At 65.1% G+C, this 14,118-nt stretch carries 8 protein-coding genes; 2 read left to right on the plus strand and 6 right to left on the minus strand.

The window, feature by feature from the left end:
• Positions 1–9: 9 nt before the first annotated feature.
• Complete coding sequence (torS, locus tag IG197_RS20095) at positions 10–2,934, minus strand: TMAO reductase system sensor histidine kinase/response regulator TorS (RefSeq protein ID WP_192314527.1); 2,925 nt, start codon at positions 2,932–2,934, stop codon at positions 10–12.
• Positions 2,935–3,045: 111 nt separating this feature from the next.
• On the opposite strand from torS, the gene torT reads away from it, so the two are divergent.
• On the plus strand, positions 3,046–4,122 hold the full coding sequence (torT, locus tag IG197_RS20100; protein WP_192314530.1) for a TMAO reductase system periplasmic protein TorT: 1,077 nt from the start codon (positions 3,046–3,048) through the stop codon (positions 4,120–4,122).
• Between the two features lie 113 nt (positions 4,123–4,235).
• A complete protein-coding gene (locus tag IG197_RS20105; protein WP_192314533.1) occupies positions 4,236–6,608 on the plus strand; it encodes a DUF1989 domain-containing protein in 2,373 nt (790 codons plus the stop codon).
• A gap of 85 nt (positions 6,609–6,693) precedes the next feature.
• On the opposite strand, the gene IG197_RS20110 is transcribed toward IG197_RS20105, so the two are convergent.
• The 5 genes from IG197_RS20110 to IG197_RS20130 all read right to left on the minus strand — a co-directional run bounded on the left by IG197_RS20110 (position 6,694) and on the right by IG197_RS20130 (position 14,107).
• Positions 6,694–7,791, minus strand: a complete 1,098-nt coding sequence (locus IG197_RS20110; protein WP_192314535.1) for an ABC transporter ATP-binding protein — start codon at positions 7,789–7,791, stop codon at positions 6,694–6,696.
• On the minus strand, positions 7,788–9,305 hold the full coding sequence (locus IG197_RS20115) for an iron ABC transporter permease (RefSeq protein ID WP_246765408.1): 1,518 nt from the start codon (positions 9,303–9,305) through the stop codon (positions 7,788–7,790). The genes IG197_RS20110 and IG197_RS20115 overlap by 4 nt, the downstream gene beginning before the upstream one ends.
• 199 nt (positions 9,306–9,504) lie before the next feature.
• Positions 9,505–10,476, minus strand: coding sequence for an iron ABC transporter substrate-binding protein (locus tag IG197_RS20120; RefSeq protein WP_371746557.1), 972 nt, complete (start codon positions 10,474–10,476; stop codon positions 9,505–9,507).
• A gap of 479 nt (positions 10,477–10,955) precedes the next feature.
• Positions 10,956–12,572 (minus strand): GMC family oxidoreductase, encoded by a 1,617-nt coding sequence (locus IG197_RS20125; protein WP_192314541.1) that lies wholly within the window; start codon positions 12,570–12,572, stop codon positions 10,956–10,958.
• The gene (locus IG197_RS20130) at positions 12,569–14,107 is read right to left on the minus strand and encodes an FGGY-family carbohydrate kinase (protein ID WP_192314544.1); all 1,539 of its coding nucleotides are present in this window, start codon (positions 14,105–14,107) and stop codon (positions 12,569–12,571) included. The genes IG197_RS20125 and IG197_RS20130 overlap by 4 nt, the downstream gene beginning before the upstream one ends.
• Between the last annotated feature and the right edge of the window lie 11 nt (positions 14,108–14,118).

Consider the following 14,118-nt stretch of genomic DNA (forward strand, 5'->3'; position numbering starts at 1 on the left):
GCGATAGCTCTAGGCAGGCAGGACGGGGTCGGCGCTGCCTTCGAGCATCTGTTCCCATTGCTGCGAGCCGTCGGCGAAGGCCGTTTCGCAAGAGCCGACGATCTGCCTGAGCTCAGCTGCCGGCCTTTGCGCCGCAGCCGTCTCAAGAGCTTCAGCCGCCTGCAAGAGACGTGGAAAACCGAGCGAGCCGGCCGTGCTTCGGGTGGCGTGGGCAAGGTCGCGCAATGCTTCGCGGTCATCCGCCTTGACCGCGTCGCGCATCGCTTTGAAGCGCCGGGGCAGGCTGTCATGGGCGATGCGATGCAGCCGCCGCACCGTCTCGGAACCCAATGCGTCGACGTCGGCTTTGATGGCAGCGATATCGAGCGCGACCACGTCCTGTGGCTGCTGCGGCACGGACTGGCCGCCGAGCGAGGCTACGGCGTCGAGCAATTGCTCGTGGACGATCGGCTTGGCAACGAAGGCATCTACACCGGCGTCGAGATAGCGCTCGACATCGGCCTTGAACACATGCGCCGACATCGCCACGACAGGCAGGTCGGGCGTCCCAAGCTTCTCGCGTAAGCGCTTCATCGTCTCGATGCCGTCGATGCCGGGAAGACTGACGTCCATGACGACGAGGTCGGGTCTGAACTCGCCGATTGCCTCGAGCGCGAGATAGCCGGAGCTGACCGCCGTGATCCGGTGACCGGCATTGGCCAGCACCGTGGTCGAGACCAGCCGCGTGGCGTCGTCGTCCTCGACCACCAGGATGTTGCAGGCCGCGGGCTTGGTCTTGCGGCCGCGTTGGCGTTTCTGGGCCGAAAGCGCTGCTGCCTTTGCCTTGCGCAGCGTCATGTCGAGCATGAAGGTGCTGCCCTTTCCGGGCTCCGAGGCGACGCTGAGTTCAGCGCCGATCAGGCTGGCGAACTCGCGGCTGATGGCAAGGCCGAGCCCGGTGCCGCCGAAGCGGCGGGTGATCGAGGCGTCCATCTGGGTGAAGGGTTGGAAAACGTCCTGCTGCCGCTCGGGCGCGATGCCGATGCCCGTGTCCGCTACGGCAAGACGCAACGTCTGCATGTCCTTGCGGTTGGCGACGACCTTGACGTCGACGGTGACCTGGCCGTGCTCAGTGAACTTGATGGCGTTGCTGACCAGGTTGAACAGGATCTGGCGAATCTTGCCGGCGTCGCTGCTGAAGGCGGGCGAAAGCTTGTTGTCGAGCACCAGCGTGAGGTCGAGCCCCTTTTCGGCGGCCATCGGGCGCATGAAGGCGGCAACACCGCTGACCAGCTTGCCGAGGTCGAAATCGACCTTGTCGACGTCGACATTGCCCGTTTCGACCTTGGAGTAGTCGAGGATGGCGTTCAGGATGCCGAGCAGGGCTTCACCGGAGCTGGCCGCGATCGACAGATGCTCGCGCTGCTTCGGCCCCAGCTTGCTGTCGGCGAGCAGGCGCATCATGCCCAGCATACCGGTCATCGGCGTGCGGATCTCGTGGCTCATCGTCGCCAGAAAGGCCGACTTGGCGCTGCTCGCCTGCTCGGCCCGGGCGCGCGCCTCGTCATGGTCGATCGCCTCCTGGCGCAGGCGCGTGTTGACCAGCCTGATCTGCTCGGTCTGTTCCTCGACAAGCTGCTGCAGCTCCTCGCGGTGGCGTCGGAGCTCGTCGGTGATGCGGGCGCGTTCCTGCTCCAACTCGAGCCGGCGTCGCGACTCGTCGCGGAACTGATTGACGGCCACCGCCATGGTGCGCAGCTCGTCGTCGCCGCTGTCGGTGACGGTGACGTCGAGATCACCCGTCGTCAGCCGCTGCATCGCACGCGACAGGCCGCTCAAGCGGCGGACGAGGTTGCGCTCGACATAGAACCAGACGATGGCGCCCGAGGCGAGGATGGCGCCGAGCAGGGTGACGACAAGCACGATGACGCCGATGCGCACAGCATTGTCGGCGCGCTCGGCTGTCGTGCGGGCGAACTCGTCGGAGCGGTCGAGAATGTTGCGGGCGATCTGGTTCTGCGTCACGGCGAGATCGCGGTTGGCTTCGGCCATGGCGTTCAGGCTGCCGGCTAGGTCGATGACCCGCTGGCGGCGGCCGAAGATCGAGCCCGACACGGGCACGTCGCCGGCGGCGGCCTCGATGGCGCCAAAGAACTCGATGCCCTGCTTGCGCCGAACGGGATCGTCGATGCTGAGGATGCGGCGCCTGATGACCTTCACATGGTCCTGGAAGATGCCGCTGATCTCGCTGATCTCGGCCTTTGTCTCCGCGCGGCTCAGCCGGTTGATCAGCAGGCTGATCTGGGCGCTGCGGTGGCGCAGCTCGTACATGCGCTCCATCAGGTAGATGTCGTGCTCGATCAGCCGGTCGAGCGCGATGTAGGCATCTTCCCGGCGCCCGGGATCGCCGATCAGGCCATAGAGGCCGGCGGTCACCGCCGAAGCGCCGGCCGAGGCGTTGGAGATCAAAGTTTCCGAAAGCAGCAGCACCGACTGCGCCGCCGAGGTCGCCGCCTCGGCGCTGTCGCGATAGGCCTTGTCCTCGTCGAGACGCTGGCGCACCAGCTCGTTGTTCTGTTTGAGGTTGGCCAGCATCTTCTCGACCGAGCCGGCAAAAGCCTCGACGAGCTCGGGGTCGATCGATAGACGCCGGACCTCGGCGAGCGACTTGACGATCTCCTGCGACAGCGTTGCGAGCTTGGCCTGTTCGGCGAGCAGTTCGTCGCGCGAGGTGACGGCGGCAAGGGCAGGAGCGGTGGCGATCAGCTTGGCGCTGAGCTCGGCGGTGCGCTGGGTCGCCGCCACTGCGGGCAAGGCCTGGGCGTTCACCACGGCCTGGGCATCGGCAATGTTGCGCAGGATCAGCCAGCTGACGATGCCGGATGTCAGGGACAGTGCGGTGATGCACAGGAAGGCGAGAAACAGCCTCCCGCCGATGCCGAACCTATGAAGCATGGCTCATATAACCATGGTTTGCGCTGCCAGCGGAAGCTGCAGCTTTTGAGTGGGCATGATCCTTTTCGAAAATCGATTTCGATTTTCCGGGTCATGCACTAGCGTAAGACGATGCGTGCCCCCGCCCCAAGCCACTGCCTGAACCTGATCGCCACGGCTTTTGTCGCCTGCAGTATCGCCCAGTCCGCCGGGGCCGCTGAAACGACGTGGAAGCTGAACGCCTGGGAGCCGCCATTCGACTATTCCAGGCAGCCGGCGACGATCGATTACCAGCCGGTCGTCAAAGCGGCGAAGCCGTGGCGCATCTGTGCGTCCTATCCGCATCTCAAGGATTCCTACTGGGTCAGCGTCAATTACGGCATGGTCGAGCAGGCGCGTTCGGCGGGCGTCAAACTGACCGTCGTCGAGGCCGGCGGCTATCCCAATCTCGAGCGCCAGATCGAGCAGATCCGCACCTGCAGCGCCACCGCCGACGCGCTCATCGTCGGCACTGTGTCCTATGAGGGGCTGACACCGACGATCAAGGATATCGCCAGGCGCATCCCTGTCATCGCTGCGGTCAACGACATCGACGACGTCGGCATCTCGGCGAAATCGGGGGTCTCCTGGGAGGAGATGGGGCAGTCCATCGGTGCCTATCTGGCGCGGCTGCATCCGGCCGGCACCATGCCGGTCAGCGTCGCCTGGTTTCCCGGGCCAAAGGGTGCAGGCTGGGTGAAATTCGTCGAAGCCGGCTTCCAGCGCGCGCTGAAGCAGAGTTCGGCCGAGATTGCTGCGGTCAAATGGGGCGACACCGGCGTCGAGATCCAGCTCCTGCTGATCGAGGAGATGCTCGAAGCCCAGCCCGATATCGACTACATCGTCGGCAGCGCGCCCACGGCGGATGCTGCGGTCAGCATCCTCAGGGCGCAGGGCAGGGCCAACCACGTCCAGGTTCTGGCCGACTATTTCACCCATGGTACCTTCCGCGAAATCAACCGGGGCAAGGTGGTGGCGGCGCCGACCGACTCACCGCCGCTGCAGGGTCGGATCGCCATCGACCAGGCGATCCGGGCGATCGAGGGCACGCTGCACTACCGCCATGTCGGCCCGCCGGTCGAGGTGATCGACAGGAACAACATCCAGGCGCTCGACCTGGAACGCAGCCTGGCCCCTGCCTGGTTCAAGCCGACGTTCGACGTGCAGTAGCCGATAACAATTTTTCACATTTGCTGTGCTGATTTTCACATGCCGCGGCGGACCGGTTCACAGTCGGATGCTAATCTGGCAGGTGGCTGCGGCGTGCTGCGAGGAGGGCGGTGATGGTTGCGACAAATGTGGTCTACCCCGAAATTGTGGCTGGCCCTCCGCGTCCGAGCCTGGTTGTGCAGCCTGGCCTGTTGGTGCCCGGCATGGAGCGCTATCACGTGCCTGGTGGCGGTGCGGTGCTGATCGACATCGAGGCCGGCGATCATGTGACGGTGCGCAATCTCGAAGGCGGGCAGGCGTGCGAGCTGGTGGCGTTTGATGCTGCCGGCCGCGCCGATCCGGGTATGCTCGGCACGCGCTCGAACAGCGATGCCTCGGGGCTGAAGGCGCTGCTCGTCGATGGCGACGAGAGCCTGCAGAAGTTTCGGCTTGGCCTCGCCCGCCGCAAGCTCGAGCTTGGCCGGGTCGAGGCGGTGCGCTTCTTCGATGGTGCGACCGCTGCCGGGGTGGAGGAGCGTTTTGTCGTCTCGCGGCCAGGCTCGCTGGTGGTTGCCGCACCCGGTGCGCCGATGTCGGTCGACAGCCAGGACACGACGACGCCTCTGGTGGTGATGGTCAAGCGGGCCAAGGTCCGTGCCGTGTCAGGCGGCTTCGAGCTGCCCGATCCGCTCGCCGATCCGGTGCTCGATGTCAGGGTCAAGTCGAAGACGGCGGAGAGCTATTTCGTCAAGGCCGGCGACTACATCCAGATCATCGACGTCGATGGCCGCCAATGCACCGACTTCCAGTGCTTTTCCGCCCGCAAGCTCGACAAGGGCAGGGACCTCGCCCTCGACGTCACCGCCACCCGCTCGCTGATGGGCCACGCCTATCCGATGCCCGGCCTGCATGCCAAATATTTCGACCAGGATTTCGAGCCGCTTGTCGAGGTCGTGCAGGACACCTGCGGCCGGCATGATGCCTTTGCGCTCGCCTGCTACGCCAAATATTACGACGACATCGGTTATCCCGGCCACATCAACTGCTCGGAGAACTTCAACGGCGCGCTTGTCCCGCATGGCGTCAATGCCCGTGCCGGCTGGATGGCGGTCAACTTCTTCTTCAACACCGGCATCGACGCCCATGGCGTGATGTTCTCGGACGAACCCTGGTCGCGACCGGGCGACTATGTGCTGCTGAGAGCGCTGACCGACATCGTCTGCGTCTCCTCCGCCTGTCCCGACGACACCACGCCGGCCAATGGCTGGAACCTCACCGACATCCACGTCCGGACCTATTCCGGCTCCAACACATTCCAGCGCGCGATCGCCCGACGCACGACCCCGGAGGCAGAACCCAAGATGACCCGCGAGACCGGCTTCCACGCAAGCTTTGCCAAGCACACCCGCAACTTCATCGAATACAAGGGCTTCTGGCTGCCGCAGGAATTCGCCAAGGAGGGCGCCATCGCCGAATACTGGGCCTGCCGTGAGAAGGCGGTGGTGATGGATCTCTCTGCCCTGCGCAAGTTCGAGGTGACGGGCCCTGATGCCGAAGCCTTGATGCAGTACACGCTGACCCGCGACGTCAAGAAGCTCGGTGTCGGTCAGGTCGTCTACACCGCCATGTGCTACGAGCATGGCGGCATGGTCGACGACGGCACCTTGCTGCGTCTGGGCAAGGACAATTTCCGCTGGATCTGCGGCGACGACTATTCCGGCGTCTGGCTGCGCGAGCAGGCAGAGAAGCTCGGCCTCAAGGTGCTGGTCCGCTCCTCGACCGATCAGATGCACAACATCGCCGTCCAGGGCCCGAACAGCCGCGACATCCTGAAGGAGATCGTCTGGACGCCGCCGCACCAGCCGGCACTCGGCGAACTCGAATGGTTCCGCTTCACCATCGGCCGCATCGGCGATGCGACCGGCGTGCCGATCGTCGTCTCGCGCACGGGCTACACCGGCGAGCTCGGTTATGAGGTCTGGTGCCATCCGCGCGATGCCGAGACTGTCTTCGACGCGGTGTGGGCAGCCGGCCAGCCGCATGGGCTGAAGCCGATGGGCTTTGCCGCACTCGACATGGTGCGCATCGAGGCCGGGCTGATCTTTGCCAATTACGAGTTCTCCGACCAGACCGACCCGTTCGAGGCAGGCATCGGCTTCACCGTGCCCTTGAAGACCAAGACCGACGACTTCATCGGCCGCGAGGCGCTGATCCGGCGCAAGGACAACCCGATCCACAAGCTTGTCGGGCTCGACATCGATAGCAATGTCACTGTCGGCCATGGCGACTGCGTCCATATCGGCCGCGCCCAGATCGGCATCGTCACCTCGTCGATGCGCTCGCCGATCCTCGGCAAGAACATCGCACTCGCCCGCATCGAGGCAGCACATGCCGAGATCGGCACCGAGGTCGAAGTCGGCAAGCTCGACGGCCAGCAAAAGCGCCTGCCGGCCAGGATCGTGCCGTTCGCCCACTACGACCCCAAGAAGGAACGCCCACGGTCGTAGGCGTCCAGCATCACGCGCCCACAATCACCCCGACAACGCAAAAGCCCCGCAATCGCGGGGCTTTCTGTTGATGACGGCGGCCTGCTCACCCCGCTCCGTCGAAGACATGGGCCTTGCCGAGGACGTTGATGCGCACGATCGCGCCCACCGTCGGCGCGTCGACGAACGAGCGGCGCAGGATGAGCGGGTGGTTGCCGATGACGGCGGCGTCGGGCGGGTCGAGGCTGTTGAGCACACGCAGTGCGACCGTGCTCACAGAGCCGGCGAACTCTGCCTCGACGACCTCGCCGAAGACCACGTTGGGTGGCGGATTGGCAACGTCTGCACGCAACGCCGGTTCGAGGAAGACCTGCTCCGGGCGCAGCATGATGCGGGCGACGTCGCGCGGCCTCGCACTGTCCGCGCCGATGTGGCCGATGGCGCATTCAGCGATGCCGCCGCCAACAATCCGCGCCGGCATGATGATGCTGTCGCCGAGGAACTCGGCGATCATCCGGTCCTTGGGGCGCAGGTAAAGGTCGCGCGGCGCGCCGACCTGCGAAAAGGCGCCGTCGCGCATGACAGCGACCTGGTCGGCGAAGGACAGGGCCTCGGCCTGGTCGTGGGTGACGAGGATGGTGGCGATGCCGGCCTGCTCGAGCAGTTCGGCGACCGCCTTGCGCATCGAGGCGCGCAAACCCGTGTCGAGCGCCGAGAACGGTTCGTCGAGCAGCATCAGGCGCGGCTTGCGCGCCATGGCGCGGGCAAGTGCGACGCGCTGCTGCTGGCCGCCAGAAAGCTGATGCGGGCGACGCCTGAGGATGGCCTTGTCGAGACCGACGACATAAGCGAGCTCGGCGATGCGCTCGTCGCGCGCATGCTCGTCTAGTTTCATGCCGAAGCCGATGTTGTCGGCGATGCTGAGATGCGGAAACAGCGCGCCGTCCTGCGCCACCACGCCGATGCCGCGGCGATACGCCGGCATTGCATCGCCATTGCCCGCAAGTTCAGTGCCATCAAGCACGATGCTGCCGGCATCGGGGGCCTCGAAACCGGCGATGAGGCGCAAAAGGGTGGTCTTGCCGCAGCCGGACGGACCCACGATGGCAGTGCGGCTTCCGGCTGCCACAGCAAGCTCGATGCCGTCGACGGCCGTGACATTGCCATAGGCTTTGCGCAGGCCATGCAGTTGAAGGAAACTCATCGGCCGGCCATCCGTCGCGACTGTACATAAAGGAGCCAGGTCAGGGGCAGCGACATCACCACCATGATCAGGGCGTAGGGTGCGGCAGCGGCATAATCGAGTTCGTTGCTCATCGCCCAGAAGGCCATGGCGAGCGTGCGCGTGCCGTTGGGTGCGAGCATCTGGGTGGCGGTGAGTTCGTTGGTGACGCCAAGCCCGACGAGTGCGACGCCGGCGGCGGCACCTGGGGCGGACAGCCGGACGGTCGTCGACCACAGCGCGCGCAACGGGCTGCGGCCCAGGCTGCTGGCTGCCTGTTCGAGCTCGACCGGGGCTTGGGCGATGCTGGCGCGCAGCGACACCAGCGCCCGTGGCAGGAACATCAGCGCATAGGCGGCAAGGATGGTGACGACGGTCTGGTAGAGTGGCATGGCGACACGCACAGTGACCGTGACCAAAGCGAGCGCGATGACAACGCCGGGCAAGGAGCCGACGATGTAGTTGCAGCCTTCAAGCAGCCGCGGCAGCGGGCCGGGGCGGCGGATCGACAGCCATGCCATCGGAATGGCGATGGCGACGGTGAGCAGCGCGCCGCCAAGCGCCAGCACGAGCGTTTGCCCCAGCGCGAGGCCGATGACATCGAAGCTCCAGACGCCGGCGCCACCGGCGACGAGCCAGCGACCGACGGTCAGGAACGGCACGCCGAGCGCCAGCAATGCCGTGACGAGCGGCAAGGCGAGGCAAGGCACGGTGGCGCGGCCGAGGCTTGTACGCACAGCCGTCCGCGCCGCACCTGCGCCGACGCGGGCGTAGCGCTCGCCGCCACGCAGCATGGCTTCGAGCGCCAAGAGAACGAGGCAGCAGATGACCAGCACGCCGGCCAGCATGTTGGCCGCCGGCCCGTTGAAGGTCGACTGGAACTGGTCGACGATCGCCGTTGTGAAGGTGTCGAAGCGGATGAAGACATAGAGGCCGTATTCGGCGAGCAGATGCAGGCCGACGAGCAGCGCGCCGCCCAGCATCGCGAGCTTGAGCTGGGGCAGCACGACGCGAAGGAAGACACGCCAGGGCGTGTCGCCGAGCGAAGCGGCAGCATCTTCAAGCGCCGGGTCGAGCCGGCGCAGCGTCGCTGCTACAGGCAGATAGATGAAGGGGAAATAGGCGATGACCGAGATCAGCACGCCGGCGAACAGGCCGTGCATCGATGGAAACAGGGTGATCCAGGCATAGGAATGGACGAAGGCCGGAACGGCGAGCGGTGCCACCGACAGCCCCGACCAGAAGCGGCCTCCAGGCAGGTCGCTGCGTTCGGTCAACCAGGCCAGCGCTACCGATAAGACTACCGTGATCGGCACGACGAGGATGACGAGCGACAGCGTGTTGACCAGCAGTTCGCCGACACGCGGTCGGAACACCAGCTGGGCAACGGTGGTCCAGCCGGTCTGGACCGCGACCCAGATGATGAAGCCGAGCGGCAGGAGGGCAAACAGCGACACGAGCACCGCCGCGACCGCGATCCCGGATGTCGGCAGCAGGCGGGACCAGGCCGCGGCCGGGGTCGATAGCCGCGAAGGATGATATTCAGCCGACGAAGGCGTCACTCCATGCTCCCGGTTCGCCTTGTGGCGAGGAATAGGTGATCATCCGGTGAAGGAATTCCGCCGTCTTGGCAAGCCCTTCAGGTGCAAAAGCTCCCGCGACAGTGTCGCGGGAGCTTGGTAGTTGCTGCGGCATTCAAAGCAGCCCGGCTGCCGTCATCAGCTCGGACACCTTCTTGCTGTCGAGCTTTGATGCCTCGACTTGCGGCGCCTGCAGGTCCTTGAGCGGGGTGAGTGCCGGGTTGGACTCGTCGCCGGAGCCTACGGCATATTCGAAGGAGGTGCCGGTCTTGAGGATGCCTTGGCCGGTCTTGCCGGTGATCCACTTCAGGAACGCCTGAGCCTCCTTGGGGTGCTTGCTCGACGCAAGGACACCGCCGCCGGAGATGCTGACGAAGGCGCCCGGATCCTGGTTCTTGAACAGGTGCAGCGAGACGTTCTTGCTGTTCTCACCCGTCTTTGCCTGATCGCCGTAATAATAATAGTGGTAGATCACGGCGCCCTCGACCTCGCCGGCATTGACCGCCTTCATGGCGGTGCTGTTGCCGCGATAGGCGGTGAAGTTGGCCTTCATGCCCTTCAGCCATTCGGCGGTTGCCGCCTCGCCCTTGAGTTCGAGCAGTGCGCCGACGATGGCCTGGAAATCGGCGCCTGAAGGCGAGGCTGCCCAACGGCCCTTCCAGCTCGGATCGGCCAGATCGAGCAGCGATTTCGGCAGCTTGTCGGCGGTCAGCTTGGTCTTGTCATAGGCAAAGACGGTGCTGCGCGCGGCAATGCCGGTCCAGTGGCCGTTGGCGGGACGGAATTCTTCCGGCACCTGGGCCAGCGTCTCGGCATCGACTGCTGCAAACAGTCCGGCATTGTCGACCAGTGCCATGGCCGGCGAGTTCTCGGTCAGGAAGACGTCGGCCGGCGACAGCTTGCCTTCGGCGACGATCTGGTTGCCGAACTCGGTGTCGCTGCCCTTGCGGATCGTTACCTTGATGCCGGTTTCCTTGGTGAAGGCTTCGGCCCACTCTTTGGTCAGGCTTTCATGCTGGGCGTTGTAGACGACGATGCCGTCGGCATCCTGCGCCAAAGCGGTCGAGGCGTAGAGGGCCGTCAGCAGGGCGGCGCTGGTGAGGGCGAAATGGGGGGGCTTCACGGGGGCACTCCTTGGATGCTGAGGATGCGTGCTGGGGCCAGGCTGGCGGCAGCAATACATGAGTAGCGTAGTCAACATGGGCATGTCGACGCCAAAGGAGGCGGGGAAGCGGCGGCGGCAGTTGCGTCGGGCTGCCAAAGCGACGGTCTTCGTCGTCGTAAAAACGCGGTAGGAATGTCTTGCAGACCTTCTGATCTTCGGTGGGCCAGATATTTCGTGAACATGCCGGGCCGGCCGGAAATGTGTCATGGTGATCGGGAATGAAGACGGATTGAAATCTGCCGGAAGTATCCGTTTCTATTCGATGTTCCTTGGCACGTTGTATTGGCGCTGCACCATGCGGCTTGCCGGGCAAGACAATCCGCTTCAATCGTGACCCCGTTCCAGTGGGTCACGATTGCATTACCCCAAACGATTTTCTGTTGGCCCAGACCATTTGCGGGCTAGGCGCGGTGATCCGCGAGGATCATTTCGGCCGCCTTCTCGGCAATCATGATGACGGGCGAATTGGTGTTGCCTGAGACGATCGTCGGCATGATCGAGGCGTCGACGACATGCAGGCCATCGAGGCCATGGACGCGCAGGCGATCGTCGACCACGGACATGGTGTCCGATCCCATCTTGCAGGTGCCGACCGGGTGGAAGATCGTCGTGCCGATGTCGCCGGCCTTGCGGATGAGATCGGCGTCGCTGTCGTATTGGGTGCCGGGCAGCATCTCCTCCGGCGCGAAGCGCTCGACGGCCTTGGCCTTCATCAGCCGGCGGACATGGCGCAGCGAGGCAATGGCGGTGTTGCGGTCGCCGTCGGTAGAGAGGTAGTTCGGCCTGATCTTCGCCGCCTCGCGCGAATCTGCCGAGGCCATGTGCACGGTGCCGCGGCTTTCAGGGCGCAAATTGCAGACCGACACGGTGACGGCGGGAAAGCGGTGCAGCGGCTCGCCGAGCCGGTCGGTGCTGAGCGGCTGGACGTGATATTCGAGGTCGGGCGTTTCGAGACGCGGATCGCTCTTGGCGAAGATGCCGAGCTGGCTCGGCGCCATCGACAGCGGGCCGCTGCGCTTCACCGCATATTCGAGCCCCATGGCGGCGCGGCTGAACAAATTGTGGTAGCGCTGGTTGAGCGTGGCCGTACCTTTCACCTTGAACACGGTGCGGATCTGCAAATGGTCCTGCAGGTTCTCGCCGACACCGGCCAGCGCATGGCGGATTTCGATGCCGAGGTCGGAAAGCAGCTCGGGCCGGCCGACGCCGGAGAGCTCCAGGATCTTCGGCGAGTTGATGGCGCCGGCGGCGAGGATGGTCTGGCCTGCCTTGACCCGCTGCAGCTGGCCGTCCTTGCGGAAGACGAGGCCGGTGACGCGGCGGCCGTCGAACTCGAGCCGTTCGGTCTCGGCGCCGGTGACGACACGCAGGTTGCTGCGGTCGGCGATGCCGCGCAGGAAAGCCTTGGAGGTGTTCCAGCGCACGCCGCCCCGCTGGTTGACCTCGAAATAGCCGGAACCTTCATTGGTGCCGGTGTTGAAATCGTCGGTGCGAGGGATGCCGAGTTCCTCTGCGGCGTCGCGAAAGGCATCGAGGATCGGCCAGGACAGGCGCTGCCTCTCGATGCGCCACTCGCCGCCCGAACCGTGCATGGCGCTCTTGCCGCCATGATGGTCCTCCGACTTCAGGAAGTAAGGCAGGACGTCGTCCCAGCCCCAGCCGACATTGCCGGCCTGGCGCCAGCCGTCATAGTCGGCGGCCTGGCCGCGCATGTAGATCATGCCGTTGATCGACGAACAGCCCCCCAGCACCTTGCCTCTGGGATAGTTGAGGCTGCGGCCGTTGAGGCCGGCTTCCGGCTCAGTCTTCATCAGCCAATCGGTACGCGGATTGCCCATGCAGTAGAGATAGCCGATCGGGATGTTGACCCAGTGATAGCGGTCGCTGCCGCCGGCTTCGAGCAGAAGCACGCGATTGCGGGGATCGGCCGAGAGCCGGTTGGCAAGCACGCAGCCGGCAGAGCCGGCGCCGACGATGACATAGTCGTAGTCGCCAAATGAAGAGGATGCTTCGGTCACGATCGTGTCTGCCCGGATGCCTGCCCAGATTCCTGCTCGCTGGCGATGCGTTGCCAAATGGAGGTCATCGCCTGGTTGATCTCGCCATACAGGCGATAGCGCCTGGAATAGGCCGGCGCAATCGCGCCATTGGGCGTATAGTGGCGGGCGGGCGAAGTCATCGCTTCAGCACCTTCACCATAGTCGGTGAAGAGGCCGGCGCCAGTGCCGGCGCATATGGCGGCGCCCAGCGCGCCGGTCTCGCGGCTGCGAGCCACGGTGACCGGAACGCCGAGCACGTCGGCGAAGATCTGCGGCCAGACGGCGCTGCGCGAGCCGCCGCCCGACAATGTGACCTCGTCGAAGATGGCACCCGCCTTGCACAAGGTCTCGACGTGACGCTTGTGCTCGAAGGCAACGCCCTCGAACAAGGCGCGCAACATATGGCCGCGCGTGTGCCAGCCGGCGACGCCGTAGAATCCGGCGCGGGCGTGGCCGTTCTGCTGCGAGCCATAGAGGAAGGGGTGGTAGATCGGAATGTCGCCATCGGGGTCGACAGACGCGACGAGCTCACTGCACAGTTCGAACGGAGAAGCGTCGCCGTCATGGCCATGCTCGAAGAACTCGCGGACGATCCATTCGAGATTGGCGGCCGAGGTGGCACTCGATTCGATCGCCAGATAGCGCCTGGGGTCGAAGGTCGACAGCATGAAAATCGAAGGGTCGCGGATCGGCTCGTCCGTAATGACCTGGTTGATGCTCCAGGTGCCGGCGATGATCGAGGCTGCGCCCGTGCGGGTGACGCCCGAGCCGACAGCGCTGGCAACGACATCGAACAGGCCTGCCACCACTGGCGTGCCGGCTCGCAGGCCGGTCTGGGCCGCGACCTCTGGCGTGACGTGGCCGGCGATCTCGGCCGATTCCAGCACAGGCGGCAGAAGCTCCATGCAGTCGCCAAGCCCGTAAGCGGCAAGCAGGTCTTGAGCGTAGCGGCGGCTGGGCATTTCAAGCAGGCCGCAGCCAGACATATCAGACGTATCGGTGGAGCGTGCGCCGGTCAGCCGGTTGACGACAAAATCCTTGCACAGAAACACCGTGCCGATGCGGCTGAAAAGCTCGGGCGCATGGCGCTTGATCCAGGCGAGCAGGGTGGGCGTCTGTGCCGCCCACGGCTTTTGCAGGCAATGGGCGTAGGTGCGGTCACCGACATTCTGTTCGGCCCATTCGTCGACGATGCCTATGGCGCGCGTGTCGAGCGACTGGATGCCGATCAGCGGAGCGCCGTCGCGGTCGAGCGCATAGAGCCCGTTGCCATGTCCGGCACAGCCGATGGCAACGATGTCACCGGCGTCGATGCCGGCCTGGTCGATGCACTGGCCGATGACGGCAATGGCGTTGCGCCAGAGCTCGTCGAGGTCGCGTTCGACATGGCCTGGCTTCGGCATGCAGGAGCGGCCGTCGCGGGCGGCGAGCGCAAGTTCGCGCCCTGACGTGTCGAAGATGATCGCCTTGATGACGGTGTTGCCCGCATCGAGGCCAAGAATGTACGTGCCCATTGGCTCCTCCC

It is taken from the genome of Aminobacter sp. SR38, from assembly GCF_014843375.1.
Taxonomy (GTDB): Bacteria; Pseudomonadota; Alphaproteobacteria; order Rhizobiales; family Rhizobiaceae; genus Aminobacter; species Aminobacter ciceronei.

Coding starts and splice junctions, on each gene's coding strand:
- torS (WP_192314527.1), bottom strand. CDS start 2,934: ATGCTTCATAGGTTCGGCATCGGCGGGAGGCTGTTTCTCGCCTTCCTG.
- torT (WP_192314530.1), top strand. CDS start 3,046: ATGCGTGCCCCCGCCCCAAGCCACTGCCTGAACCTGATCGCCACGGCT.
- IG197_RS20105 (WP_192314533.1), top strand. CDS start 4,236: ATGGTTGCGACAAATGTGGTCTACCCCGAAATTGTGGCTGGCCCTCCG.
- IG197_RS20110 (WP_192314535.1), bottom strand. CDS start 7,791: ATGAGTTTCCTTCAACTGCATGGCCTGCGCAAAGCCTATGGCAATGTC.
- IG197_RS20130 (WP_192314544.1), bottom strand. CDS start 14,107: ATGGGCACGTACATTCTTGGCCTCGATGCGGGCAACACCGTCATCAAG.